This is a genomic window from Pedobacter sp., from assembly GCF_031119335.1.
In the GTDB taxonomy this organism is placed as follows: domain Bacteria; phylum Bacteroidota; class Bacteroidia; order Sphingobacteriales; family Sphingobacteriaceae; genus Pedobacter.
Window position 1 is genome coordinate 106,271 of record NZ_JAVHXT010000006.1, and the last position, 25,419, is coordinate 131,689.

The 25,419-nt window shown below is 39.1% G+C and carries 23 protein-coding genes; 1 reads left to right on the top strand and 22 read right to left on the bottom strand.

Annotated elements, in window-relative coordinates:
* The first annotated feature begins 144 nt into the window (after nucleotides 1–144).
* Complete coding sequence (locus REI64_RS08590) at nucleotides 145–426, top strand: hypothetical protein (RefSeq protein WP_308849702.1); 282 nt, start codon at nucleotides 145–147, stop codon at nucleotides 424–426.
* 55 nt (nucleotides 427–481) lie between these two features.
* Here the strand turns inward: REI64_RS08590 and REI64_RS08595 are convergent, their stop codons facing one another.
* The 22 genes from REI64_RS08595 to REI64_RS08700 all read right to left on the bottom strand — a co-directional run bounded on the left by REI64_RS08595 (nucleotide 482) and on the right by REI64_RS08700 (nucleotide 25,136).
* Nucleotides 482–658: a histone H1 gene (locus REI64_RS08595; RefSeq protein ID WP_097132956.1), complete on the bottom strand. Its 177-nt coding sequence runs from the start codon at nucleotides 656–658 to the stop codon at nucleotides 482–484.
* Nucleotides 659–870: 212 nt separating this feature from the next.
* Nucleotides 871–2,115, bottom strand: coding sequence for an aminotransferase class I/II-fold pyridoxal phosphate-dependent enzyme (locus tag REI64_RS08600; RefSeq protein ID WP_308849703.1), 1,245 nt, complete (start codon nucleotides 2,113–2,115; stop codon nucleotides 871–873).
* A gap of 189 nt (nucleotides 2,116–2,304) precedes the next feature.
* Complete coding sequence (locus REI64_RS08605; protein WP_308849704.1) at nucleotides 2,305–2,604, bottom strand: GIY-YIG nuclease family protein; 300 nt, start codon at nucleotides 2,602–2,604, stop codon at nucleotides 2,305–2,307.
* 73 nt (nucleotides 2,605–2,677) lie between these two features.
* Complete coding sequence (locus tag REI64_RS08610; protein ID WP_308849705.1) at nucleotides 2,678–2,863, bottom strand: hypothetical protein; 186 nt, start codon at nucleotides 2,861–2,863, stop codon at nucleotides 2,678–2,680.
* A gap of 205 nt (nucleotides 2,864–3,068) precedes the next feature.
* On the bottom strand, nucleotides 3,069–4,754 hold the full coding sequence (ftsZ, locus tag REI64_RS08615) for a cell division protein FtsZ (RefSeq protein ID WP_308849706.1): 1,686 nt from the start codon (nucleotides 4,752–4,754) through the stop codon (nucleotides 3,069–3,071).
* Nucleotides 4,755–4,886: 132 nt separating this feature from the next.
* Nucleotides 4,887–6,239 (bottom strand): cell division protein FtsA, encoded by a 1,353-nt coding sequence (gene ftsA / locus REI64_RS08620; protein WP_308849707.1) that lies wholly within the window; start codon nucleotides 6,237–6,239, stop codon nucleotides 4,887–4,889.
* Between the two features lie 30 nt (nucleotides 6,240–6,269).
* Nucleotides 6,270–7,406 (bottom strand): cell division protein FtsQ, encoded by a 1,137-nt coding sequence (locus tag REI64_RS08625; protein ID WP_308849708.1) that lies wholly within the window; start codon nucleotides 7,404–7,406, stop codon nucleotides 6,270–6,272.
* Nucleotides 7,399–8,751, bottom strand: a complete 1,353-nt coding sequence (gene murC, locus REI64_RS08630) for a UDP-N-acetylmuramate--L-alanine ligase (RefSeq protein ID WP_308849709.1) — start codon at nucleotides 8,749–8,751, stop codon at nucleotides 7,399–7,401. Before murC ends, REI64_RS08625 begins: the two co-directional genes overlap by 8 nt.
* Before the next feature lie 107 nt (nucleotides 8,752–8,858).
* Nucleotides 8,859–9,965: an undecaprenyldiphospho-muramoylpentapeptide beta-N-acetylglucosaminyltransferase gene (gene murG / locus REI64_RS08635; protein ID WP_308849710.1), complete on the bottom strand. Its 1,107-nt coding sequence runs from the start codon at nucleotides 9,963–9,965 to the stop codon at nucleotides 8,859–8,861.
* Between the two features lie 111 nt (nucleotides 9,966–10,076).
* Complete coding sequence (locus REI64_RS08640) at nucleotides 10,077–11,267, bottom strand: putative peptidoglycan glycosyltransferase FtsW (protein WP_308849711.1); 1,191 nt, start codon at nucleotides 11,265–11,267, stop codon at nucleotides 10,077–10,079.
* Nucleotides 11,268–11,409: 142 nt separating this feature from the next.
* The gene (gene murD / locus REI64_RS08645; RefSeq protein ID WP_308849712.1) at nucleotides 11,410–12,801 is read right to left on the bottom strand and encodes a UDP-N-acetylmuramoyl-L-alanine--D-glutamate ligase; all 1,392 of its coding nucleotides are present in this window, start codon (nucleotides 12,799–12,801) and stop codon (nucleotides 11,410–11,412) included.
* A 166-nt stretch (nucleotides 12,802–12,967) separates the two neighbouring features.
* The gene (gene mraY, locus REI64_RS08650) at nucleotides 12,968–14,230 is read right to left on the bottom strand and encodes a phospho-N-acetylmuramoyl-pentapeptide-transferase (protein ID WP_308849713.1); all 1,263 of its coding nucleotides are present in this window, start codon (nucleotides 14,228–14,230) and stop codon (nucleotides 12,968–12,970) included.
* A gap of 8 nt (nucleotides 14,231–14,238) precedes the next feature.
* Nucleotides 14,239–15,687 carry a UDP-N-acetylmuramoyl-L-alanyl-D-glutamate--2,6-diaminopimelate ligase gene (locus tag REI64_RS08655; protein ID WP_308849714.1) on the bottom strand — a complete coding sequence of 483 codons (1,449 nt, stop codon included), beginning with the start codon at nucleotides 15,685–15,687 and terminating at the stop codon, nucleotides 14,239–14,241.
* A 102-nt stretch (nucleotides 15,688–15,789) separates the two neighbouring features.
* The gene (locus REI64_RS08660; protein ID WP_308849715.1) at nucleotides 15,790–17,892 is read right to left on the bottom strand and encodes a penicillin-binding protein; all 2,103 of its coding nucleotides are present in this window, start codon (nucleotides 17,890–17,892) and stop codon (nucleotides 15,790–15,792) included.
* A complete protein-coding gene (locus tag REI64_RS08665; protein WP_308849716.1) occupies nucleotides 17,892–18,323 on the bottom strand; it encodes an FtsL-like putative cell division protein in 432 nt (143 codons plus the stop codon). The genes REI64_RS08660 and REI64_RS08665 overlap by 1 nt, the downstream gene beginning before the upstream one ends.
* A complete protein-coding gene (gene rsmH, locus REI64_RS08670) occupies nucleotides 18,320–19,264 on the bottom strand; it encodes a 16S rRNA (cytosine(1402)-N(4))-methyltransferase RsmH (RefSeq protein ID WP_308849717.1) in 945 nt (314 codons plus the stop codon). The genes REI64_RS08665 and rsmH overlap by 4 nt, the downstream gene beginning before the upstream one ends.
* On the bottom strand, nucleotides 19,254–19,733 hold the full coding sequence (gene mraZ, locus REI64_RS08675; protein ID WP_308849718.1) for a division/cell wall cluster transcriptional repressor MraZ: 480 nt from the start codon (nucleotides 19,731–19,733) through the stop codon (nucleotides 19,254–19,256). Before mraZ ends, rsmH begins: the two co-directional genes overlap by 11 nt.
* Before the next feature lie 429 nt (nucleotides 19,734–20,162).
* Entirely contained in the window at nucleotides 20,163–21,353 is a 1,191-nt protein-coding gene (locus REI64_RS08680) for a phosphoglycerate kinase (RefSeq protein WP_308849719.1), read from the bottom strand.
* Nucleotides 21,354–21,366: 13 nt separating this feature from the next.
* Nucleotides 21,367–21,801 (bottom strand): GNAT family N-acetyltransferase, encoded by a 435-nt coding sequence (locus REI64_RS08685; RefSeq protein ID WP_308849720.1) that lies wholly within the window; start codon nucleotides 21,799–21,801, stop codon nucleotides 21,367–21,369.
* Nucleotides 21,802–21,912: 111 nt separating this feature from the next.
* Nucleotides 21,913–22,929: a type I glyceraldehyde-3-phosphate dehydrogenase gene (gene gap / locus REI64_RS08690; protein WP_308849721.1), complete on the bottom strand. Its 1,017-nt coding sequence runs from the start codon at nucleotides 22,927–22,929 to the stop codon at nucleotides 21,913–21,915.
* 98 nt (nucleotides 22,930–23,027) lie between these two features.
* Nucleotides 23,028–24,155, bottom strand: coding sequence for an MraY family glycosyltransferase (locus REI64_RS08695; RefSeq protein WP_308849722.1), 1,128 nt, complete (start codon nucleotides 24,153–24,155; stop codon nucleotides 23,028–23,030).
* Between the two features lie 237 nt (nucleotides 24,156–24,392).
* Nucleotides 24,393–25,136: a glycosyltransferase family 2 protein gene (locus REI64_RS08700; RefSeq protein WP_308849723.1), complete on the bottom strand. Its 744-nt coding sequence runs from the start codon at nucleotides 25,134–25,136 to the stop codon at nucleotides 24,393–24,395.
* Between the last annotated feature and the right edge of the window lie 283 nt (nucleotides 25,137–25,419).

Sequence of the window (25,419 nt, forward strand, 5' to 3'; positions counted from 1 at the left end):
TATACTTTGAGCTTTAAGATTGCTTCGTACCTCGCAATGACGAGCAGACTTCCTATATTAAAAGTGTTACAAGCAAAGCCATGTTAATGTAAACTGCAGACATATTAATTGCTTATATTTATTACACACACTTAAAACACCCAGATGAAAAAATTAGTACTATTGCTACTTGTGCTAGGCACAATGAGCTGTAACGTAATGCAGTATTACGAACCGAAGTTTACCTTAGGTATGGAAGAGCAAGAGTTTAAGCGCTTCAACAGAGGGGCAGTGCAGGTTTACGGAGAAAAGAACAATGACACTGTCATCTACCGAACATTTAATCAGATAACAAACTCGTATAAGTTTTTTGTTTTTGAAAAACAGAAACTAACAAAATTTGAAGAGGGTTCTTATCCAGATGACCACAAATTCATGCGGATTTAAGCAAAATAAAAAAGCACCTTGGTCAGAGGTGCTTTTTCGTTCACAAGCGTTTCAATTAAGCCTTGTTTTTAGTTTCTTGCACTTCTAAGCGAATGCTCTGAGCTAGATTTTTTAAATCTTGCATACCTTTACGTACACGTGTTCCAGCTGCGCTGTTAGATTTAGAATAGAACTTGTCCACATCAGCTTCTAAAGCTGCTACTAGTGCTTTTACTTCAGCAAATTTTTTCATTTTTTAAATACTCCTATTAGTTTTTAAGGTTTTGATTAATACTCTATTACTAAAGTAAGAGGTTTATTTTAATAAAAAAATACCTCGCAGAAGAAAAAGTACGGTTTTTTGCGTTTTTTTTCCACAAATCATACATTTATTCACAGCAAAGCACTGTAAATCAAAAACTAACAAAAAAGCCCCGATAAAATCGAGGCTCTTAATCAGCTATTTTATTCTCCTCTCGGAAACAAATGCTGTTGATAATAGCCACTTTTCAATTTGTCTGCAACCTCACTAAAGGCATCTAGCGTACGGTTTACATCCTCAATTGTGTGTACTGCGGTTGGAATTAACCTCAACTCAATCATCCCCTTTGGAATAACTGGATACACTACAATAGAACAGAAGATACCGTAGTTCTCTCTTAAATCATGTGTTAATGCAGTTGCTTCAGAAAGTTCGCCTTTTAAGAAAACTGGAGTTACTACTGTATCGGTTACACCGATATCGAACCCACGTTCTTTCAAACCATTCTGTAAATTGGTAGCAATGTTCCATAATTTTTCTCTTAACTCTGGATTGTTTTTAAGCAGCTCTAAACGCTTAATTAATCCAATTACCATTGGCATAGGCAATGCTTTAGCAAAAGTCTGCGAACGCATGTTATACCTAAAATAATCAGTTAAAGTTTTTGATGAAGCTACAAATGCACCAATACCCGCCATTGATTTAGCGAAAGTAGCGAAGTAAACGTCAACGCCTTCAATGCTGTCTTGCGCTTCATGTGTACCCGCACCTGTTGGCCCCATTGTACCAAAGCCATGCGCATCATCAATTAGCAAACGGAAATTGAACTCTTTCTTAAGTTCGATCAGTTCTTTTAACTTACCTTGCGCACCAGACATACCAAATACGCCTTCAGTAATTAACAAGATACCACCGCCAGTTTGCTCAACCAGCTTAGTAGCTCTTTGCAATTGTTTACGGGCATCTTCTACATTGTTGTGCTTGTACACAAAACGTTTTCCCATGTGCAAACGCAAACCATCTAAAATACAAGCGTGCGACTCACCATCGTAAACTACTACATCGTTTCTGTCTAGCAAAGCATCAATAATAGAAACCATCCCTTGGTAACCGAAGTTTAAAAGAAATGAATCTTCCTTACCTACAAAGGCTGCTAAATCTTGCTCTAATTGCTCGTGATATTTCGAGTTACCCGACATCATACGGGCTCCCATTGGATATGCCATCCCAAATTCTGCAGCACCTTGCTCGTCTGCTTTTCTAACTTCTGGATGGTTAGCTAAACCTAAATAGTTGTTTAAGCTCCATACCAAATGCTCTTTGCCTCTAAACTGCATGTGAGGCGCAATCTCTCCCTCTAATTTTGGAAAAGAAAAATACCCATGCGACCATTTTTGGTGTTGACCAATTGGCCCCATGCGTTTCGCTACTTTATCAAAAATATCCAATGTGTTATATTTATGTGTAAGATGTTATTGTATAGTTATTAACGAGCGCAAATTTACGGTTAAAATCGCGATTTGGCAACTTAAATCATTAAGCTATGAGCACTGTCCGTCATCTCGACTGGAGCGCAGCGAAAACGGAGAGATCTTTTAATCATCTATTCAAGAGTAAGTCATATACTACAGCAAAGTTCACCACTCCGATATTTCAGTAGTTAAATCCATCCACTCTTTATTTAAGTTGCCGACCAAGTGCTCTTTCTTTTTTCTACTCCATCTCTTTAACTGTTTTTCTCTCGCTATTGCCTCTTCGATAGTGAAGAATGCTTCGTAATAAACACAGATGCTTAAGTTATACTTAGCTGTAAAAGAGTTGGGATGTACTTTATTCTGATGCTCATATAGTCGTTTTCTTAAATCAGATGTAACGCCGATATACAAGACACTTCTTTGGTAATTAGACATTACATAAATGTATCCGCCTTTCTGCATTTTTTATATTTATTTCTTTCGTTAATTCAAAGATTTCTCCATTTCGCTGCGCTCGAGTCGAAATAACGGCAGTCTAACTTCTCGCCACAGCCGCAAAGGTTATCTTACTTTTTGGTCTAAGTAATAAGTTTTTTTCGTCCATCTCAATCGTATTGGAGAGATCATTAATTTTGATATCCAAAGATTTAACTTCGTTGATTTTCAATTCTCCATTTCGCTGCGCTACAGTCGAAATGACGATAGCCAGATTTTTGAGCATACCTTCAAAGTCCCCCCTTAACTAAGCGTGTTAATGTACATTCTGCCGTCATCTCGACCGTAGTGGAGAGATCTTTAAATTTAACATCAAAGATTTCTCCGTTTCGCTGCGCTACAGTCGAAATGACGGGCTAACTTACTAGCGCAAAATGAAAAAGCCTCAGCAACATCAATTGCCAAGGCTTTAACTTATTTAAGTTAACTCATTAGTCCACATTGTCGTGCAAGAATGAGTTGTTAGGTCTAATTCCTGTTTCTCCATCTTCATCGTTAGTTAAGGTAAACCTAGATACTTGCGACTCTGATGAATGTTGGATTTGCTGCAACTGCATTTGTTTACGTTGATATGCAGGCACATTCTCCAATTCTTGTAAACCATTAGTGGTTCTCAACTTCATGCTCAGATCTTTTAATCTTAAGATTCGCTCTTTTGATTTCCTTAACTGCTCTTCAATTGATTCGTCTGTTTTATCTTGATCTGCACTGAACTCCTGAATTGGCTCTGGTGTAGGCATTGTCATTACAGGCGTTTCCTCTACTACATCTTCTTCTACAGAAGCAATTGGCGTTTCAAAAACAAATTCAGTTTCCGCTACCTTTACTTCGAACTGAAATGCTGGCTCCTCAATTTGAGTTGGCTCTTCTTCTGGAAGCTCCTCTTCTACTAATTTATGGAAAACCATACCATTATCCTCTGGAGCTGGCGCTGGAGCAGCAGCAACTGGAACTGGCTTAGCAATATTAAACAAATCACCAAATAAGTCTGGCTGTTTTGCTTCCTCTGCTTGTACTTTCAATACCGGCTCATTACTTACCGGAGCTTCTTTTGGCGTAATGAACGAGTTAACAGGCTCAACAGGTTTTACCAAAGGAGCTTCCTCAGGCGTTAACAAAGAGATTTTTTTAACGTTCTGTTTGTCTTTCTCTCTTTGCTCTGTAGTTTGGAAACCAGTAGCAATAATCGTTACCGATATTTTATCACCCAAGTTCTCATCGATACAGTTACCCCAAATTAGGTCGGCACTTAAACCAGCTTTATCTTGGATATAATCTGTAATGATCGAAACCTCATCCATAGTTACCTCTTTAACACCGGAACTGATGTTTAAAAGGATATACCTTGCACCTTCAATCTCGTTATCTTTCAATAATGGAGATGCCAATGCACCTTCTACTGCTGCTAATGCACGGTTATCGCCATCGGCAGCATAGCTACCCATGATACAAACACCACTTTCATTCATTACGGTTTTCACATCTTTAAAATCGACGTTGATATAACCTGGAACAGTGATGATTTCTGCAATACCTTTAGCAGCTGTGGTTAAAATATCATCTGCTTGTGCAAATGCAGAACCTAAAGTTAAATTCCCGAAGATCTCACGTAGTCTATCATTAGAAATCACCAAGTAAGAATCTACGTATTTCTTTAACTCTTCTAAACCGTCATCAGCTTGCATTTTACGTCTTTTTCCTTCAAAAGAAAACGGCGTAGTGATGATTGCTACGGTTAATATATCTAGCTCTCTAGCTGCTTTTGCAATAATTGGACTGGCACCAGTACCAGTACCACCACCCATACCTGCTGTAATAAACAACATTTTGGTTTGTGGGCCTAACATGGTTTTGATATCCTCTATATTTTCTATAGCAGAATTTTTTCCAACCTCTGGAATAGAACCAGCACCCATCCCTTCGGTTAAGCTTGCTCCCAACTGTACTTTGTTAGGAATTGGGCTAAACTCTAAAGCTTGTGCATCAGTATTACAAATTATAAAGTCTACACCAGTAATTCCTTGACGGTACATGTGGTTTACCGCATTACCTCCACCACCTCCAACACCAATAACTTTGATAATTGAAGATTTATCTTTTAACATTTCGAACTTCATATTGTTATGAATCAGTAGTTTAAAATTCTAATTTGGGCTGTTCATTCCTTTTGTAATATTAACACTTTTTTAACATTCGTTTTCCACAAGTGTTAAGAATGTGGAAAATTCCTGAATTGTGGAAAAATATTACTATTTGATATAATCTTCGTCGCTAACGTTCATATCATCTTTGATAAATTCCGTCGCTTTTCCTAACAATTTATCGAACAAACCCACACGTTTCGTTTTCTCTTTAACTTCTTTTGGCTTCTCTACAAATACACCAGGCTGTTTCATTTCTTCCAACATCTCTTCCGCTTTTTGGATACCTTTAATTAGCAAACCAACTGAGGTTGCATACATTGGGCTCTTCAAATCTTCGTAGATATTTTTAGCCATATCTTCGTACTTAGATAAGTGCTCGTTCGGATATCCAACACGGCAATCTAAACCAGTTACGTACTCTACCATTTGGTTAAGGTGTTTCAATAAAGCACCACCACCGGTAATTACCACACCACCAATTAGGCGTTTTTCGTATCCTGATGATTTAATTTCATAATAAACATGCTCTACAATTTCTTCCATACGGGCCTGGATGATGTAGGCAAGGTTTTTCACAGAAATTTCCTTTGGTTCGCGACCACGTAATCCTGGAACGCAGATAATCTCGTTTTCTTTGTTTTCTTCTGCAAGGGCAGAACCAAAGCGAGTCTTCAACAATTCGGCTTGGTTACGCATTACCGAACATCCTTCTCTAATATCTTCGGTTACACTATTACCACCAAATGGAATAACCGCTGTGTGGCGAATGATACCTTCGTGGAAAATGGCTACATCGGTTGTACCACCACCAATATCAACTAGGCAAACACCTGCTTCTTTTTCTTCGTCGCTCAACACCGATTCAGAAGAAGCCAACGGCTCTAAAATTAGTTCCTGTGTTTGTAAACCTGCATTGGTTACACAACGCATGATATTTTTAACCGCAGTTACTTGACCAGAAATGATGTGGAAGTTAGCTTCCAAACGCACTCCTGCCATACCAACCGGATCTTTGATACCCGGCTCGTTATCTATGGTAAATTCTTGTGGCAAAACATGAATAATCTCTTCTCCCGGAGGCATTACCAACTTGAACATATCGTCAATTAACTTGTCGATATCTTTTTTGCTGATTTCATTATTCAACTCTCTACGAGTTAAAATACCTCTGTGCTGCAAACTCTTGATGTGCTGACCTGCAATACCCACATTAACCACTCGTATCTCTACGTTTGATTGTGCGCTTGCAACTTCAACAGCCGCATTAATGCCTTGAACCGTTTTTTGGATGTTCGAAACCACGCCACGAGTTACACCTGCAGACTCAGCTTTGCCGATCCCTAAAACTTCAATTTTACCATGATTGGTTCTGCGTCCCACAATTACGCAGATCTTGGTAGTACCGATGTCTAATCCGACTACGATTGGAGATTGAATGGTAGTTTTTTCTTTGCCCATAACCATTATTATTTATTGTTGAGTTTGATATTATCTGTTAGTTTTTGTTACTGTTTTCTCTTTGGTAGTTGTTTTTTCTTTTGCAGTGCTTTGCTTCTGCGAAGGCGCTTCTGTTTTCGCCGTTGTTGTTTTCTTTTCCTTCTCTTTACTCTCTGTGCTCTTTGCAGGCTCTACGCTTTTTGAAGCCTTATTTTTATCTGTTGTATTTTCTGTTTTCTTAGCTTCTGTTTTAGCAGCGGCTGATGTTGTTTTCTCTTCGCTAGTCGTCTCGTTGCCCATTGCCTTTCTTATTTCATTTTGGATAGTAGACTGCACTGCCGCGTCTATAACCTGTCGCTGTTTTGCTGCAGAATCTAGTACTACGGGTTTCTCCAGCTTTTTAATCGTTAACGAATCTCTCTTCTCTGCTACAATCTGGTTTACATATTTTAAGTTGATAGAACGATAAGCGTTCCATCCAACCTTTGGCATTGCTTGTTTATAAAAAGCCAACAAGTTATCCATCTTAGTACCGATATCTTTTGCATTCCCTAATACGATGCGTTGGTTACCAACACGAGGTATCATTTCAATATCGCTCTTGTCATTAATGTAAAGCTGTTCAATCTGTGCATCCCAAAGTGTATCTCTCTTTACATACATTGCAGTTTTGTACAAATCTTTTGCAACGTTGGTCATTAACGTATCTACCCTGCCGTTAAACCCTTCCAGAATGTTACCTGTAGCCACTAACACATTTGCTGTGAAGTTTGGCGAAACCGGCATTTTCAAACCATCGCTATCTACATAGTAATCCTGGCCACCTGCATTTAAAATTCTAAGGATCGGCTGACGCTGTTTTACTTCAACGAATACAGTTCCATTCATATCTGCATAAACCTTTACAAAACCGATGTAAGGATTTGCAGCAATGCTCTTCTCTATTTCATGTAGGTTAACCCCTTGCAGGTTTCTACCAATTAAATCACCTTGACTTTGCTTTAAAATTGCATCTATCTCCTCTATTTCAATAAAATTGTCCGCTCCCGGAATCAATATTTCAATCTTGGCACACTTTACCGATTTCTTTTTAGTATCGATAAAACCCATTAATACCACCACACCCGCCAAGCACGTGAGCCAGGCAAACCCTTTAAATATCGCTTTCCAGTTTATTCTTTTAAGCATGGGTTAAGGTGTTCTTTAATGGTTCTATCAATGTATCTATGTCGCCTGCACCAACCGTCAAAGTTAGCTCAGGGTTTCTACTTTTTATCAACGCTAACACGTCTTCTTTAGCACAAATTTGTTTATTCGTATGAACAATCTTATCTAACAGCATCTGCGAGTTTACGCCTTCGATCGGCAATTCTCTTGCAGGATAGATTTCCAACAGGATAATTTCATCAGCTGTGCTTAACACTTTGGCAAATTCATCTGCAAAATCACGGGTACGTGTAAACAAGTGTGGCTGAAAAATTACGGTTAGCTTCTTATCGGGATGCAATTGTCTAACTGCATCAAAACAAGCTCTTAGTTCTTCAGGGTGATGCGCATAATCGTCTATGTAAATATGCTCATTGGTTTTAACGATGGTTTCGAACCTGCGTTTCACGCCTTTGAAACTTGCAATGGCCTTTTTCACGCTTTGCGGATGAATGCCTAAACTTAAAGCCACGCCAATGGCAGCGGTTGCGTTCTCGACATTGTGCTTACCTGGCATCGCCAACTTCAAATCTTTAATGGTATTATAACCATCTTCAAAATCGAATACGAAGCAACCCTCTTCTACTCTTATGTTTTTGGCATTAATGGCCGATGTTCCGTTTGCACTGTAGGTAATTCCGGCAATTGGCAATCCATCCTTAATAAACAAACGGCCTTCTGGTTTTAACTGCGAAGCGTACAAATTGAACGACTCGTGCAGATGACTTTCATCACCGTAAATATCCAAATGGTCGGCATCCATCGATGTAATTACCGCTACATCGGGATGTAAGGTTAAGAACGAACGGTCGTACTCATCTGCCTCTACCACTACCACATTGTTCTTTCCGTAAAGCACATTACTGTTATAGTTGCTGGTGATGCCGCCTAAAAATGCTGTACAACCAAAACCAGTATCAGTTAAAATATGTGCTACCATTGATGAGGTTGTAGTTTTGCCGTGGGTACCAGCTACACCAATGCAATACATACCTTCGCTAATAATCCCTAGTACTTGCGAACGTTTCTTCAAATCGAAACCTTTGCTTTGGAAGAAATTAAGGATGCTCGAATTTTTAGGGATTGCGGGCGTGTAGACGATTAAGGTATCGTCGTATTTTTCTTGGAATGCAAACGGAATGGTATCCTCTTCATCTAAATAAGAAATCACAATTCCTTCGTTCTCCAATTGGATAGTCAAATTTGTACGGGTTTTATCATAGCCGCAAACTACGCAACCACGTTTTGCGAAATAGCGGGCAAGCGCACTCATGCCTATGCCACCTATGCCTACAAAATAAACCCTATTAATTTTTGACAGTTCCATTTTTTCTTTGAGCTGAAAGCGAAAAGACTAAAGCTAAAAGCTGCCTTCTCTCTGTTCATTGTTTATTATTTATATCTATCGTGCTTTGGTCTTTCTACTTTAGGCTTTCAGCCTTTTATTAATTTCAACACTTCTTTTGCTATCACTTCATCTGCATTAGCAAAAGCCATTTTTCCTATATTCTCACTCAGCTGCGCTGATTTTTCTTTGTTTGTTAACAGTTCCAATGCCTGGGCTACCAAGGTGTCTTCGGCGGCTGTATCTGCAATTAGTAATGCTGCGTTCTCTTTTACCAAAGCCAAGGCGTTTTTAGTTTGGTGGTCTTCTGCTACATTAGGCGAAGGCACTAAAATCACGGGCTTTTTGATTAAGCAAAGCTCTGCAATGGTTCCTGCTCCAGCTCTAGAAATAATTACATCCGATGCTGCGTAAGCCAAATCCATCTGATTTAAAAACTCTAGGATGCGCACATTTGGATGATACTCTACACCCAACCTTTCAATAACCCCTTTGTAGTAGAACTTGCCGGTTTGCCAAATTACTTGCACATCTTGTGCGATGATTTCTGCTAAGTGTTTTTCTACTGCCTTATTCAAAGTACCTGCACCTAAACTTCCGCCAGTAACTAAAATAGTTTTCTTCAAAGGATCGAGCTTTAACAACTCTGCACCTGCATGACGACGACCATCGATGTTGACAATGTTCTTCCTCACGGGATTTCCTGTTTTCAAAATTCTATCGGCTGGAAAAAAAGTTTCCATGCCATCAAAGGCTACACAAATCTTCGCTGCCTTTTTACCCAACAATTTATTGGTAATGCCTGCGTAAGAGTTCTGTTCTTGTATCAAGTAAGGTATATTTTTTAGGGAAGCCGCATAAAGCAACGGACCAGAAGCATAACCACCAACCCCAACTACTGCATCGGGTTTAAAATCGGCAATTAATTTCATCGCTTTGCGCACACTACCTATAACCTTAAAAGGCAGTCCCAGGTTTTTAAAAATTGAACCTCGTTGAATGCCACTTATATTTAGTCCCACAATTTTATATCCAGCCGCCGGAACCTTCTCCATTTCCATGCGACCTTCTGCCCCAACGAACAAAATTTCGCATTGCGGCGAAACTGCTTTTAGGGCATTAGCGATAGCAACGGCGGGGAAAATATGCCCGCCTGTGCCACCACCGGATATGATAATTTTTGGGAAATTATTCATGTTGTTTTATTTCGTTGCGTCATTGCGAGGAACGAAGCAATCTTGTTGTTTATATTATTTATCTATGCTTGAGATTGCTTCGTCATTCTTCCTCGCAATGACGAATGCGCTCTAACCCATCGCTGGAATACTTCCAACAACTACTTTATTTTCTATTTCTTCTTTTTTAGTTTTACCTACGTTTTCTTCCACATCGCGGCTTACACTTAATATAATACCAAATGCAATACTTGTAAATATCATTGAGGTACCACCCATACTTACCAGCGGTAAAGGCACACCCGTTACCGGACCTAAACCTACCGCTACCGCCATGTTGGCAAAGGCCTGTATGGTTAAGCTGAAACTCAAGCCCGCGGCCAGCAATGCTCCAAACGCTTTGGGACTTCGGTTAACAATCCGTACACATCGATATAGCAAGACCAAGTACAACATAATAACGGCTAAACCGCCCACCGTTCCATATTCCTCAATAATAATGGCGAAAATAAAATCGGAATATGGATGCGGTAAGAAGTTTCGTTCTGTACTGTTGCCAGGTCCTTTACCTAACAAGCCACCAGTTGCCAATGCAATTTTTGAATGGTCAGACTGGTATGTTTTATCAGAGTGTTGTAATTCCGGATGCAAGTACGAATTGATACGTGATTTGTAAGTTTCTCTCCTTGGTCCTAAAAACACAACAAACATTAACAGCACTAAACCACCTGCACAAACCGTGGCTATTTGTTTGATACTGATACGTCCAATGATTAACAACAAAATACTAACGCCAAACAACATTAATGCGGTTGATAAGTTAGCTAATGCAATTAACACAAAAACCACACAAACCGATCCCATGATTGGAATAAATGCACTTTTTACATCTTTGATATTCTCTTGCTTACGGGTCAACATCCTTGCTAAAAAGGTAATTAACGCCAGCTTAGCTAAATCTGAAGTTTGAAATGTTAATCCGATTACTGGAATTTTCACCCAACGGGATGCATCGTTTAATGACTGTCCGAATGCTAACGTGTAGAGCAACAAAGGCACAGTTACAATCATCAAAATCTTAGAAATACCAGCGTAATACTTGTAATCGAGCAAATGCGCAATGTAAATCATACCAATACCCAGCAATACGAAAATTACGTGCTTAAACAAAAGATACCTCTCTACAGAAACACCTTTCTTATAAGCGATAGCGCCAGTGGCACTATACACCACCATAATAGAGATCATCGAAAGCAGGATAATGATGATCCAGATCCAACGGTCGCCTTTGGTACGTTCTAAAAGTGCGTTGATGTTAAACATTTTACTTCTTTAATTTGATTACACGGATTTTATGATTTCTCCGATCTCTTTATTTTCTACACCTAAGAAACCTTAGGTCATTTAACTTTAGGCATGTAGCATTTCTACTTCTTTGGCTGCTTAACCTCAGTCTTAATCTTTATTATAGTTCTTTAACAGCAGCCTTAAATTGGTTACCACGATCTTCGTAATTTTTAAACAAATCGAAACTTGCACAAGCTGGCGACAACAATACCGTACTGCCTTTTTTAGCCAAGTGATAAGCCACTTGAACCGCTTCTTCTGCAGAAAACGTATTCACAATCACTTCCACATCATCTTCAAAAGCATCGTGTATACGTTTATTATCTTTACCCAAGCAAATGATTGCCTTTACCTTGCTTTTCACCAAGTCACGCAGCATCTCATAGTCGTTACCCTTATCTACACCGCCCATAATTAAGACCACATCGCTGTTTACACTTTCTAGCGCATACCAAGTTGAATTTACGTTGGTAGCTTTCGAATCGTTAATGTAGGTTACATCATTAATCTTTGCCACAAACTCTAACCTATGGTCAATGTTTTTGAAATTACCCATGCTTTCGCGGATAGTTTCGTTACGTAGCTCTAAAACTTTTGCTACGATGCCCGAGGCCATTGAGTTGTAAATGTTGTGCTTACCTTGTAAGGCTAACTCTGAAATTGACATGGTTAGTGTGTTGTTTAAATTTGTATTGATGTGGATATTGTGCTGCGCTAAATAGGCACCTTGTTCTACTTCCGTTAGGATAGAAAAAGGATAAGTTTTGGCTTGTATATTTACGGTAGCTAGTATTTTTTTCGTCTCTTTGTCGTCTGCACAGTACACAAAAGCATCGGCTGATGTTTGATTTTGTACAATGCGTATTTTCGAAGCTGCGTAATTCTCAATTTTGTAATCGTATCTATCTAAATGGTCTGGTGTAATGTTTAGCAATACTGCGATATCAGCCTTAAAAGCATACATATCGTCTAGCATAAAGCTTGATATTTCTAATACATACCAATCAAACTCTTTGTCCGCAACCTGGGCAGCAAAACTGTGACCTATATTTCCCGCTAAGCCTACATTTAATCCCGCATTTTTAAGGATGTGATAGGTTAATAAGCTTGTAGTAGATTTACCATTTGAACCTGTAATGCAGATGGTTTTTGCATTGGTATATCGTTTTGCAAATTCAATCTCTGAGATTACCGAAATACCTTTTTCTACCAATGCTTTCACAATTGGTGCTTTTGAAGGAATTCCTGGACTCTTTACTACTTCCGCTGCATTTAAAATCAATGCTTCGGTGTGTTGGTTTTCCTCGAAAGGAATATTCATGTGCTGCAAATCCGTTTTGTAAGCATCAGCTATGCCGCCAAAATCTGACACAAAAACATCGAAACCTTGCTTTTGCGCTAACTTAGCTGCACCCACACCGCTTTCGCCTGCACCCAAAATAACCATACGCGAACGCACAGCCGTAGTTGACTGAGGTTGGTCTTGCGATATGTTGTTATTTGAGTTCATTTTTTATTTTTAGTGTGATTTCACAGATTTAGTGATTACACAGATTTATATTTTTTATTCCCCTGTCTCTCACCACCTAAGACACCTTAGGTCATCTTAGCATTTTATTTTTATGTCTTTCGTTTCTAATCTTTAGTCTTTCAACTTAGGTCTTTATAACTCTATTCTATCTCAATTTTAATGTCACAAATGCAATTACCGCTAGTAAAATCCCGATAATCCAGAAGCGGGTTACAATTTTAGCTTCGTGATATCCTTTCTTTTGGTAGTGATGGTGCAATGGCGACATCAGGAAAATCCTTCTGCCCTCGCCAAAACGTTTCTTTGTGTATTTGAAGTAGGTTACCTGCAAACTCACCGATAAAACTTCTATCAAAAACACGCCACATATAATTGGAATTAACAGCTCTTTTCTAGTCATGATTAGAAATACTGCGATGATACCTCCAATAGTTAAACTACCTGTATCACCCATAAAAATTTGAGCCGGATACGAATTGTACCACAAGAAACCTATACATGCTCCAATAAAAGCACTGGCAAAAATGATCAGCTCGCCACTGTTAGGGATGTACATGATGTTGAGATAATCGGCCATCACCGTATTACCAGACACATAAGCAAATACTGCCATAGTTACACCAATAACCGCCGAAGTTCCTGTGGCCAAACCATCAATACCATCAGTTAAATTCGCCCCATTTGAAACCGCAGTTACAATAATGATCACGAACAACAAGAACACCGCAAAAGCATATTTCTCATATCCCTTGCCTAAAAACTTAACTACTTTGGCGTAATCAAACTCATTGTTTTTATAGAATGGAATATTGGTTTTTGTAGATTTTACATCTTGTGTGTAGTAGTAAGTTTCGCCCTTTTTACGCAACACCATTGGCGCAGTACTTTGCACTTTTGCAGTGTCCAATTTCGCTGTTTCATCCACCGTTTGGCGCACCACTATACTCGGATGAAAATACATGGTACAACCCACAATAATTGCTAAACCTACTTGTCCAACTACTTTAAATCGTCCTGCTAAGCCTTCTTTGTTCTTTTTAAAAACTTTGATATAATCATCCAAGAAGCCAATTGCACCCATCCAAACGGTGGTTACAATCATTAAAATAACATAGATATTAGTTAGGTTAGCGAACAACAAAGTAGGAATTAAAATCCCCATCAAAATCATGATACCGCCCATAGTTGGTGTACCTTGTTTCTGCATTTGTCCTTCTAAACCTAGGTTACGAACAGTTTCTCCAACTTGCTTACGCTGTAGATAATCGATAATTCTACGACCATAAACCGTAGTGATAATTAAAGACAAAATGATAGACAGAGATGATCTGAAAGTAAGGTATTGAAACAACCTTAAGCCCGGAAAATCGTAGTTTTTATGTAGATATTCGAATAATAAATATAACATCAGCTAGCTTAATTTAGTTGTTCTTTAATGAGCTCTTTATCATCAAAATGATGTCTTACACCATTGATTTCTTGGTATTTTTCATGTCCTTTACCTGCAACCAGAATGATATCGCCCGGTTGGGCCAAAAGACAAGCGGTTTTAATGGCCTCTCTTCTATCTAAAATGCTGATCGTTTTGCGTTGATTAGTTGGCGAAACTCCAGCTTCCATATCTTTTATAATTGCTTGCGGATCTTCGGTACGCGGATTATCAGAAGTTAAAATCACTTTATCGCTCCAATCGCAAGCCACCTGTGCCATTATCGGACGTTTAGTAGTATCTCTATCGCCACCACAACCAATTACCGTAATTACTTGTTCGGTTCCTTTTCTGATGTTCGCAATAGTGCTCAACACATTTTGCACCGCATCTGGCGTATGTGCGTAATCTACAATTCCAACTACGCCCGATTTTGATACGATATAATCGAACCTTCCTTCGGCACCAGACAAAGCGCTAAGCGTAGTTAACACTCTCATTTTATCTTGCTCTAGCAAAACTGCAGTAGCATAAGCCGCTAATAAATTGTAAGCATTAAAAGAGCCTACCATTTTGAAATAAACATCAGTTTGATCTACTTCTAAATGCAATCCACTGAATTTATTCTCGATGATTTTTGCCTTGAAATCAGCCATCTGTTTCAACGCATAAGTCTTTTTATAAGCTTTGGTATTTTGCAGCATCACCATTCCGTTTTTGTCGTCGGCGTTAGTTAAGGCAAAGGCCGATTTAGGCAGCATATCAAAAAAGCCTTTTTTCGCTTTGATGTAATTATCGAAGGTTTTATGGAAATCTAAATGATCGTGAGTGATGTTAGAGAACACAGCACCAGCAAAAGTCAATCCCGCAATGCGATGTTGTGAAACCGCATGAGAACTCACTTCCATAAAGCAATATTCGCAGCCAGCATTCACCATATCACGCAACAGTTCATTTAGCGCAATTGGATTTGGGGTTGTGTGCGTAGCCGGCACCACTTTATCATTAATCTGATTTTGAACCGTAGAAATTAAGCCTACACCATAATTTAGATTACCGAACAACTGAAAAAGCAGCGTAGCAATAGTGGTTTTACCGTTAGTTCCAGTAATGCCTACCAACTTCAAATCTGCCGAAGGATTACCGTAGAAATTGCAAGCAATGATACCTAGTGCTTCTGCAGAATCTGCAACCTCTACATAGGTTACTTGCTCATTTAGTTGTGAAGGAAGTTCTTCGCAAACAATTACACTTGCTCCGGCAGCAATGGTTTGGTCAATGAATTTGTGTCCATCAACCGCTGTACCACGAATAGCAAAAAACAACGTCCCTGGATTTACCAAACGAGAATCAAAAGCCAAGGCAGTTACCTCTACCTGAGGCATTCCCTTTAAGCTTTTAATCGAAACTCCGTAAAGTAAATCTTGTAAGTTCATATTTTCTATTAATGATTAATTGAGTAAATGAGTAATTTTTAAATATTGGACTATGCTCCAAGACCATTTTCTCATTTCGTCATTTCCTCATTTCAAATTTTCTTATTGCAACATTATATCTACTACCAAACCTTTACCGATCCTACTACCAGGATGTATAGATTGGCTGATTACTTTTCCACTACCTTTAACTCTGGCTTTTAAACCTGCATTTCCTAATAGGAACATCGCATCTTTTAAGCCCATCCCATTTACGTTTGGCATTACACCTTTTACTGGTGTATTTTCTTCGTAGGCCACACCATTGTTGGTATCAACAGAATTGAAATAACCTGATTTTGCAGCGTAGAGCGCTTTAATGCCAAACGCGTTGTAAACTTTTTTAGTTGCCTGACTTTGACCTGCTTTAGCTTCTGGAGCAACTGTATTACCAGCCAAACGTTCTTCAACTTTGTTGTACATATTTACATCGCTGGCGTAAATACGATCTGCCACTTCCCTAAATACCGGACCCGAAACCAAAGCGCCGTAATAAGCACCTTTGGGATCGTTGATTACCACAATCATTGAATATTTAGGTTTATCAGCTGGGAAATAACCAACGAAAGAAGCCTGATATTGACGTTTAGCTTTATAACCTAAATTCGCATCAGCCACTTGCGCCGTGCCTGTTTTGCCAGCAATCTTATACAAAGGATTATGTACCACCTGCTTACCGCTACCGTTAGTTACCACACCTTCCAACATTGCTTTTATCTTGGACAAAGTCTCATCAGAGCAAACCTTCTCATTCATCACCTTTGCTTTAAACTGCTCTATCGGATTACCCAGCCTTCTAATTTCTCGCACAAAAATTGGTGCTACCATTTTACCATCGTTAGCAATAGCATTGTATAAAGTCAACATCTTGAGAGGTGTTAACATCATCTCATAACCATAAGCCATTTGTGGCAGCGTCATGTTTTTATTCCAACTTTTGGCGCTTGGATTTTTAACCCAAGGTTTTGCTTCACCAGGAATTTGCAATCCTGTTTTCTCGTGTAAATGCCAATCGTACAAATGATCCGTGAATTGTTTCGGATCAGTGCTGTAATGCCTATTAATTAACTGCGCAATTGCAGAGTTAGAAGATTGCTCAAAAGCCTGCTTCACATTCAACGTACCCACACTTCCGTGCGAATCTTTAATGACATGGCCACCTGGCAATCTGTAGTTCTCGGTACCAATTAAGGTTGTGGTATCTACTTTTTTATCTTCCAACAAAGCCATGTACGAAGCCAGTTTAAAAGTAGAACCCGGATCTTGATTACCTGCAATAGCGTAGTTGAACTGCTCTTTATAAACACCTTCTTCTACTTTTGTGAAATTTGCCACCGCTCTAATCTCTCCAGTAGCCACCTCCATTACAATTACAGAACCATGGTGCGCTTGACTTTTAATCAGCTGTTTTTCTAATGCACTTTGCGCTAAATCTTGGATATTGATATCGATAGTTGAAATGATATCCGCACCGTCTTTTGGTGCTACTTCAGCGTCGCTATTTACCGGAATCCAAACGCCACCAGTAATTCGTTGCCTCAACTGTCTTCCAGTTTCACCATTGATGTAATTGCCATAAGCACCTTCTAAACCTACGCCATTGGCTACATTTTCATTTTTATATCCGATAGTCCTGGCTGCCAAAGCTTTAAAAGGTAAAATTCTACGGTTTTTAGGTCTAGCCATTAACCCTCCAGAATGTGTACCTATATTATATAAAGGAAAGGTTCTTACAATTTTCAAATCCTGATAAGAAACCTTGCGCTTAATAAGCAGATAACGAGCACTATCTTGCCTAGCCTTACGCAACAACCGCGAATAATCCTTTGCACTTTTATCTTTAAAGAAACCTGAAAGTTTCATTGCCAAAGAGTCTACTTTCGAGTTAAAGATTTTGTCGTCTTGGATACCACCAGCAAACAAATCCATCCTTAGTTCATATTCTGGAACTGACGTAGCCAGCAAACTACCATCTACAGAATAGATATTGCCACGGGTAGCCTCAATTTCAAATTCTTTGATCGATAAACTATCGGCCATAGCCACCCACTTATGCCCTTGCCTAAATTGCACATCGCATAACCTAACGAAAACCGCAAGCGCAAAAAGTACAATTAGCCCAAAAGCCAAGTACACTCTGAGTAATATGTTTGCCCTGATATTCATTATTTAACTTGTACTATTATTTTTTTTGGTGGCTCAATCAATTCTTCCAATCCCAACGTATCTACCTTTTTGGCCACCTCGGTCATTTTGCTTTTAAACATCAAATCCGCTTTCAGCGATTTGTATTCCCAACTCGACTCTTTCACCTCTTTACTTAAGCGATCTATATCTCTTATTCTTTTTACCGCCATGTGGCTATTAGCGATATAAATCATACCCAACACACACAAGAAAATCAAGTAAGGAAGCATATCAGTTGCCGTCTCCTTAGAAACAGCACCGTCTACGAACAACTTTCTAAAAAAAGCTGTTGCACTACCTTCTTTCGCTGGCTCTTGACGCTCTTTCTTGCGAGGTTCTTCTTCCTTTTTCAGAACCGGTTCATCTTCTTGAGCTAATTCTTCCTCTAGCTTTTCCCTAAACCTATTCACCGCTTCTCTCCTCCGTTGACTGAAGTCAACGGCAATGATAGCCGTTCACCGATTCTTAGTTTTGCACTGCGAGATCTACTGTTACGAGCCAACTCATCCGCATTGGCCACTATTGCTTTTCTGGTGATGACATCAAATGGCTTTTGATCATTACCGAAAAAATCCTTCTCCACTTCACCTTTAAATTTTCCCTTAGCCAAAAAATTCTTTACAGGCCTATCTTCGAGCGAGTGATAAGAAATGACCACCAAACGACCGCCTGGCTTTAACACCTCTGCAGATTGCTCCAAAAAGCGCTCTAATACTTCAATTTCACCATTCACCTCGATACGCAAAGCCTGAAAAACCTGCGCCATATATTTATGCTCTTTTCCACGAGGGATATGAGCCGCAATTACATTTTTAAACCCAGACAAAGTTTGAATTGGCTCATCCAAACGAGCTGTTACGATAGTTCTAGCTAAAGATTTTGCATTTTGCACTTCGCCATACAAGCCGAAAATTTTATGCAAATTCTCTTCGGTGTAAGTATTGAGCACTACCGCAGCAGTTAAAGCCCGCTGCTGATCCATACGCATATCCAAATCAGCTTCAAAGCGAGTAGAAAAACCTCTTTCTGGCTCATTAAACTGATGAGAGGAAACACCCAAATCAGCCAAAATTCCGTCCACCTGCCTAATTCCCAATAAACGGAGATTATTTTTCAGGTATCCAAAATTTTGATCTACAAAACGAAAACGAGGATCATCTATCTTATTTCTTTGCGCATCAGGATCTTGGTCAAAAGCAACCAAAATTCCATCAGCACCTAAATGCTTTAAAATTTCACGAGAGTGTCCGCCACCACCAAAAGTCACATCCACATATACCCCATTTGGCTTAATCGCTAAACCATCAATACACTCTTGCAACAAAACAGGCACATGGTAATTATTCTCCATCAGCACCTCCTTTGTTCTGAACGCTCTTACCGCCCATCACCTCTTCTGCTAATGCAGCAAAGTTTTCAGGCACATCATCAAAAAGACCATCGTAAACTTTCTTATCCCACACTTCGATTTTATCCAACTGACAAGCCAAGACCAATTCATTCTCGATACCAGCGTACTCTACCAAAGTTTTGGGCAAAAGCACACGACCCGCAGCATCAAGCGTTAACGGCATCGCTCCACGCTGAAACGCTCTCACAAACTCACGATTCTTTTTCTCGAACATATTCAACTTGCTCAACTCGGCTACGGTTTCATCCCAAACTTTCTTTGGATAAATCACCAAGTTCTTCTCGAAACCCCTATTCACAACCAACCCATCTCGCTCTACATCGAGCAATTGCTTTTTCAGCAAAACAGGCACCATCAAGCGCCCCTTCGCATCCATTTTGCAATCAAATTCTCCTATGAGTTGGTTCATTTATAGTAGCTACACTTTTTATCTAGTGTAAAAGTAAAGCACTTCTACCACTTTTTACCACTTTTTACCACAAAAAAGTTTTCAACACACTTTTCTTACCACTTTAACCCACTTTTTAATATCGCTGGGGCATTTTTGCTGGTGGTAAAAAAAGAAAGCGGCCCCGACTTTTCAGTCGGGACCGCTTATATACAAGGAGTTAACCTTTATTTTTTAAAATTTATACAGCCACAGATGCACAGATTAATTTTCATGCTCGTTGGCGGGGACGCCAACGAGCGCATTTGGCAACCTAACGTATTTAACGACAGCAGCCCCTCCCTAACAATGCTGGCTCGCCAATCAAAAGCCTTCAATATTATCTAAGCCCCAAACAGGAGGCACTTGCTAACGTTGGCGTCCCCGCCAACGTGCTATCCCAATTGAATACTATTTCTGGATAGCAGCTACACCTGGCAATTCTTTGCCTTCCATATATTCTAGTAAAGCACCGCCGCCAGTAGAAACGTAACTCACTTCATCTTCTAAGCCAAATTTCGCAATTGCCGCAGCCGAATCGCCGCCACCAATTAACGAGAATGCACCATTTTTGGTTGCCTCTACCACAGCTTCGGCAACAGCTTTGGTTCCTTGTTGGAAATTTTCCATTTCAAAAACACCCATCGGACCGTTCCAAAGTAAAGTTTTAGAGTTTTTAATAATATCACTGAATAACTCTATGGTTTTTGTACCGATATCTAAGCCCATCCAATCTGCGGGGATGTGACCACTATCTACCTGATCTTTGCTAGCCTCGTTGTCGAATTTGTCGGCAATTACGGTATCAACAGGCAATACCAAGTTTACGCCTTTAGCTTTTGCTTTTTCTAATAACTCCAGGCAAAGTTCCATTCTATCAGCTTCTAACAACGAAGTACCGATTTCGCCACCTTGTGCTTTTGCGAAAGTATAAGCCATACCACCACCGATAATCAAATTATCTACTTTTTCTAATAAACTTTCGATCAATAAAATTTTATCAGAAACTTTCGCACCGCCCATGATAGCAGTAAATGGTTTTTCGGCATCGTTAATGATTTTCTCTGCGTTCTTTACTTCTTCAGCCATTAAATAACCGAAATATTTCTTCTCTGGAAAAAACTGCGCAATAATGGTTGTAGAAGCATGTGCCCTATGCGCCGTACCGAAAGCATCATTTACATACACATCAGCTAGCTTCGATAACTTTTCTGCAAAAGCCACATCTCCTTTTTCTTCCTCTTTATAGAAACGAAGGTTTTCCAACAACAAAACATCACCCGGAACTAAATTATCAGCTTTGTTAACGGCATCTTCACCAATGCAATCATCAGCAAATTTTACAGTTAAGCTCAACATACGAGACAAATCTGCAACAATATGTTTTAAAGAATACTTATCTGTTGGTCCTTCTTTAGGACGGCCCAAGTGCGACATTAGGATAACCGAACCACCATCATTTAGGATTTTTTTAATGGTTGGCAATGCAGCACGCATCCTTTTATCATCTGTAATATTGAAATCGGCATCTAAAGGAACGTTAAAATCCACCCTAACGATGGCTTTCTGGTCTTTAAAATCAAATTGATCTACTGTCTTCATTGTTTTCTATCTTCTATATTAGGTTTAAAATCATGATGCAATGTGGCCCCACACCCGGAATTTCAAATTCTTCTGAAACAACATCGAAGCCTTGTTTCTTGTAAAAATCTACAGCCGATGTGCGGGCATTGCACCAAATATACTCAGCTTTTGCCTCTTTTATGTAATCTACCGCATATTTTACCAAAGCAGCACCATAACCTTTCCCAAAGAAAGGTGCATCCGTTGCCATTCCGCGAAGCTGATAACCTGAAGCCTCTTTATCTTGCATATTTTGCGGAAAAAAAGTTGCCACAGTAGCAATCTCGGTTTCATCCACATAGTAAGCTAAATGAAAAACGCCCTCAATGTTATCCGTTGGAAAAACGCATTCACTTTCGGGTGCGCCATTTCTTAGCATCTTACTTCTTAATGGGAGCACTAGCTCTAAAGGAACAAATTTGATCATGGTTGCTTAATATATTGCTTAATTGTAAGATTGTTTTATTGTTGAATTGTTTTATTGCTAATCATTGCAATTTGCAAATTAATGGTTTGTAGTTCAATCTTCGGCTATTGGTCATTGATTATTTGTAATTTGATTATTATTAACCGTAATTATCCTTTCCACTACATCAGCCAATCTATTTGAGTAACCCGATTCGTTATCGTACCAGCCCACCACCTTTACCAAATCGCCAACAATAGAAGTCAGCTGCGAATCAAACACACAAGAGTATGGATTGTTGATGACATCGATAGAAACGATTGGATCTTCTGTATATTGGACGATATTAGACATTGCTCCGCTAGCTGCAGTTTTAAAGGCATCATTAATAGCTTGTATGGTGGTTTTCTTTTTAAGGATGCAGGTAAAATCGGTTAAAGACCCATTTAAAACTGGCACTCTTATACCTGCCCCACCCAGTTTCCCATCTAAATGCGGAAAAATATGCGTAATAGCCTTTGCAGCTCCTGTGGTAGTCGGAATAATAGATGAAGAGGCGGCCCTTGCTCGACGGAGATCTTGGTGTGGCGAGTCATGCAAGTTTTGATCGCCCGTCATAGAATGCACCGTTGTAATGTAACCATCTTCGATACCCCAAATGTCATCCAACACTTTCACCATAGGCGCCACGTTATTGGTAGTACAAGAAGCATTAGAAAGAATTGGCGACGAGAAATCTACCGTATCATCATTAACACCCATTACCACCATTGGTACTTCTTTATCTGGCGCTGGCGCAGAAATGAGTACTTGTCCTGCGCCTGCCTGCAAATGTTTGTCGGCCCCAGCCTTATTAGCAAACCTACCTGTTGCTTCTACTACTAAGTCGATTTTTAAATCGGCCCAGGGCAAATTCTCCGGATTAGCATTAGCTAAAACTTGGATTTGCTGACCATCTATATGCAGATAATGATCGCTAGCAAAAACCTCCCCACCATAGACACCATGAACAGAATCATACTTGAAAAGGTGCGCTAAAGTTGTAGCTGTAGTTAAATCGTTAATGGCAACGATATTGAATTTTCTTTGTAACGCAGCACGCAGGAACATCCTACCGATGCGACCAAAACCATTGATGGCTATATTCATTTTGGTTGGCGATGATAAATGTAGAACGATATCATTCTACGTCACAAAGCTACCAATATCTGCAGAATAGAAAATCAGAAATTTAAATAAAGAAAAAACTATGACACCTTTACAGTATCCTTCAAGAAAACATCCTTAATGGTATAGGCTTTTGTCGCTTTTCTACCTTTTACATAAGTGAGTATAGTATTGAATACCATACAGATGCCTATTTGTAAGAAGATGAGTGCAAAATTACCCAGATGACTTAACAATAGGGTTAGCGCTATCATGCTCCCGTTAAATGATATAGTTACCAACAATATTTGTTTTGCATTTAGGCCCAAGCGTAGCAAGCGGTGATGAATATGGTTTCTATCTCCTCTAAAAGGAGATTTTCTGTTAATTAATCTGATGAAGAATATACGAAGTGAGTCGAAAATTGGGACGATAAGTACCGCGACCGCAATGGCTGGTGCAGAGCTGAAAAAAGGCCCAGGAACCACACCAACTTTGTTGATTTCGATGAATTTAATGGCTAACACTGCAGATACCAATCCAATAATTAAGGAACCAGTATCGCCCATAAAAATTTTTGCTGGTGGATAATTAAAAATCAAGAAGCCCAAAATAGCGCCCAACATTGAAAAAGCGATAAAGGCATAAGCTACATCGTTACCCAAGGCGAAAAACACCCCAAAACATAAGCTAACAATTGCCCCCACAGTGCCCGCTAAACCGTCTACACCGTCTATTAAATTAAAAGCATTGTTGATGAAGATAATTAGTGCGATGGAGAAAATACCACCTGCTATAGGGTGTACATCCCAAATATTGAATACACCATAAAGACTCGATAATTTAAAATCGCCAAGCACAACCAGAATTAAGGCTACTACAATCTGTAATGCAAATTTAGTACTCGGACTTACGCCGTAGATATCATCCTTAATCCCTAAAGCGAATAATAAGATACTCGATGCGATTAAGAAGTTTGCCTCTTGATAATGTACGGTTGTAGCAAACAATAAAACGGTAATGGTGAAACCACAAAAAAGGCCTATTCCGCCCAATCTAGAAATATTTCCTTTATGCTCTTTGCGATGTAAATCTATAGAATCAAATAAACTATGCTTGTTAGCAGCATGGATAATTGAAGGTATGGCAAACCTAACCAATAGGTACGCCAAAGTAGTAATAGAAATATAGAACACCAAAGGGTATTCGGCAAATAGTTGTTTGGGCATTGTCGTTCTATAAATGATTGACAGTCAAATTTATGATTTATTTAAACAACTCAGTTGTAATATTTCAAAAAAAGTAAAACCTTTAGGAATACACATACCTAGTTTTGGGTATTTTAAACCATGCAAGGCAAACAAGTTCATATAGGGTAAAAGGTATAGTTTAATTTTCAAGCTGGATATTGTACCACCTAAAACACCTTAGTTCATCTAAGATTAGATATTAATATATTGCTGATGTTAAAAAAACTGCTTTACTTTCCTTAGCTTTTTAAGTAGCAGAGCAAATATAGGTAATGGGACTTTGTTATGTTTTAAAGCTGCATAATCATTAAGAAAAGCAGCATAACGATGTTTAAGCGATTGATTACTCATACCACCATTACGCATTTTAATCATCAGCTTACGCAAATGCGCAGTGGTGATTCTGTGCTTGTAGAGATATCGAAGCATCAACTCGTAATCTGCCGCAGAACCATAATTGAGCTGATAAGCACCAAATTGATTAAAAAGTGATGTCTTTATATACAAGGTTGGATGAGCAGGCATCCAGCCCAGGGCTAAATCTTTTGGTTTTGCTTCCATAGCCCTCCATTTACGTTGAATTTTACTGACATCATCCTGTGCCACATAATTTAAGTCGCCATATACTGCATCTATTTTTCGTTGCTGAAATAGTTCGACCACTTTTGTGATCACATCTTCATCGGCAAGCAGATCATCTGCATTTAAAATACCGACCACTTCTCCAGTTGCTAGGGCTATCCCTTTGTTTAAGGCGTCGTACATTCCCTTGTCTGATTCTGAAATCAGTACAGCAATACGATCTTGATACTCTTGCGCAATTTGAAAGGTACCATCAGTAGAATTACCATCAATTAATATATACTCTATGTTAGGATAGTTTTGCGCTAGCACGGATTCGATACAATCGCGAAGATGTTTTTCCGCATTATAAACTACCGTAATGATGGTTACCTTCAAAGTTCTTAGATTTATTGGTTGTAAAAATACAAATACTGCGCAATAGCGGAAATTATTAATTCACCATGTGTGAATCAAAAATGCAAGTATTGTGCTAGCTTACAAAGTCTTTCAAGCAATTTTGGTTATCGAATTCCCGAAGCTTATTAGTTATGGCTGAAAGCCTATCGATATACTAGCCAATGGTACTCCATTGGCTTAATGAATAAGAATATCGCCCTTAAGGGGCAATATATCAATAATTTTCTAAGCTAATCCAACCAATGCTTCGCACTTCTAAAAC

Excerpts from the sequence above, each read along its gene's own strand:
- REI64_RS08590 (WP_308849702.1), top strand. The coding sequence starts at position 145 with ATGAAAAAATTAGTACTATTGCTACTTGTGCTAGGCACAATGAGCTGT.
- REI64_RS08595 (WP_097132956.1), bottom strand. The coding sequence starts at position 658 with ATGAAAAAATTTGCTGAAGTAAAAGCACTAGTAGCAGCTTTAGAAGCT.
- REI64_RS08605 (WP_308849704.1), bottom strand. The coding sequence starts at position 2,604 with ATGCAGAAAGGCGGATACATTTATGTAATGTCTAATTACCAAAGAAGT.
- REI64_RS08610 (WP_308849705.1), bottom strand. The coding sequence starts at position 2,863 with ATGCTCAAAAATCTGGCTATCGTCATTTCGACTGTAGCGCAGCGAAAT.
- ftsZ (WP_308849706.1), bottom strand. The coding sequence starts at position 4,754 with ATGAAGTTCGAAATGTTAAAAGATAAATCTTCAATTATCAAAGTTATT.
- ftsA (WP_308849707.1), bottom strand. The coding sequence starts at position 6,239 with ATGGGCAAAGAAAAAACTACCATTCAATCTCCAATCGTAGTCGGATTA.
- REI64_RS08625 (WP_308849708.1), bottom strand. The coding sequence starts at position 7,406 with ATGCTTAAAAGAATAAACTGGAAAGCGATATTTAAAGGGTTTGCCTGG.
- murC (WP_308849709.1), bottom strand. The coding sequence starts at position 8,751 with ATGGAACTGTCAAAAATTAATAGGGTTTATTTTGTAGGCATAGGTGGC.
- murG (WP_308849710.1), bottom strand. The coding sequence starts at position 9,965 with ATGAATAATTTCCCAAAAATTATCATATCCGGTGGTGGCACAGGCGGG.
- REI64_RS08640 (WP_308849711.1), bottom strand. The coding sequence starts at position 11,267 with ATGTTTAACATCAACGCACTTTTAGAACGTACCAAAGGCGACCGTTGG.
- murD (WP_308849712.1), bottom strand. The coding sequence starts at position 12,801 with ATGAACTCAAATAACAACATATCGCAAGACCAACCTCAGTCAACTACG.
- mraY (WP_308849713.1), bottom strand. The coding sequence starts at position 14,230 with ATGTTATATTTATTATTCGAATATCTACATAAAAACTACGATTTTCCG.
- REI64_RS08655 (WP_308849714.1), bottom strand. The coding sequence starts at position 15,687 with ATGAACTTACAAGATTTACTTTACGGAGTTTCGATTAAAAGCTTAAAG.
- REI64_RS08660 (WP_308849715.1), bottom strand. The coding sequence starts at position 17,892 with ATGAATATCAGGGCAAACATATTACTCAGAGTGTACTTGGCTTTTGGG.
- rsmH (WP_308849717.1), bottom strand. The coding sequence starts at position 19,264 with ATGGAGAATAATTACCATGTGCCTGTTTTGTTGCAAGAGTGTATTGAT.
- mraZ (WP_308849718.1), bottom strand. The coding sequence starts at position 19,733 with ATGAACCAACTCATAGGAGAATTTGATTGCAAAATGGATGCGAAGGGG.
- REI64_RS08680 (WP_308849719.1), bottom strand. The coding sequence starts at position 21,353 with ATGAAGACAGTAGATCAATTTGATTTTAAAGACCAGAAAGCCATCGTT.
- REI64_RS08685 (WP_308849720.1), bottom strand. The coding sequence starts at position 21,801 with ATGATCAAATTTGTTCCTTTAGAGCTAGTGCTCCCATTAAGAAGTAAG.
- gap (WP_308849721.1), bottom strand. The coding sequence starts at position 22,929 with ATGAATATAGCCATCAATGGTTTTGGTCGCATCGGTAGGATGTTCCTG.
- REI64_RS08695 (WP_308849722.1), bottom strand. The coding sequence starts at position 24,155 with ATGCCCAAACAACTATTTGCCGAATACCCTTTGGTGTTCTATATTTCT.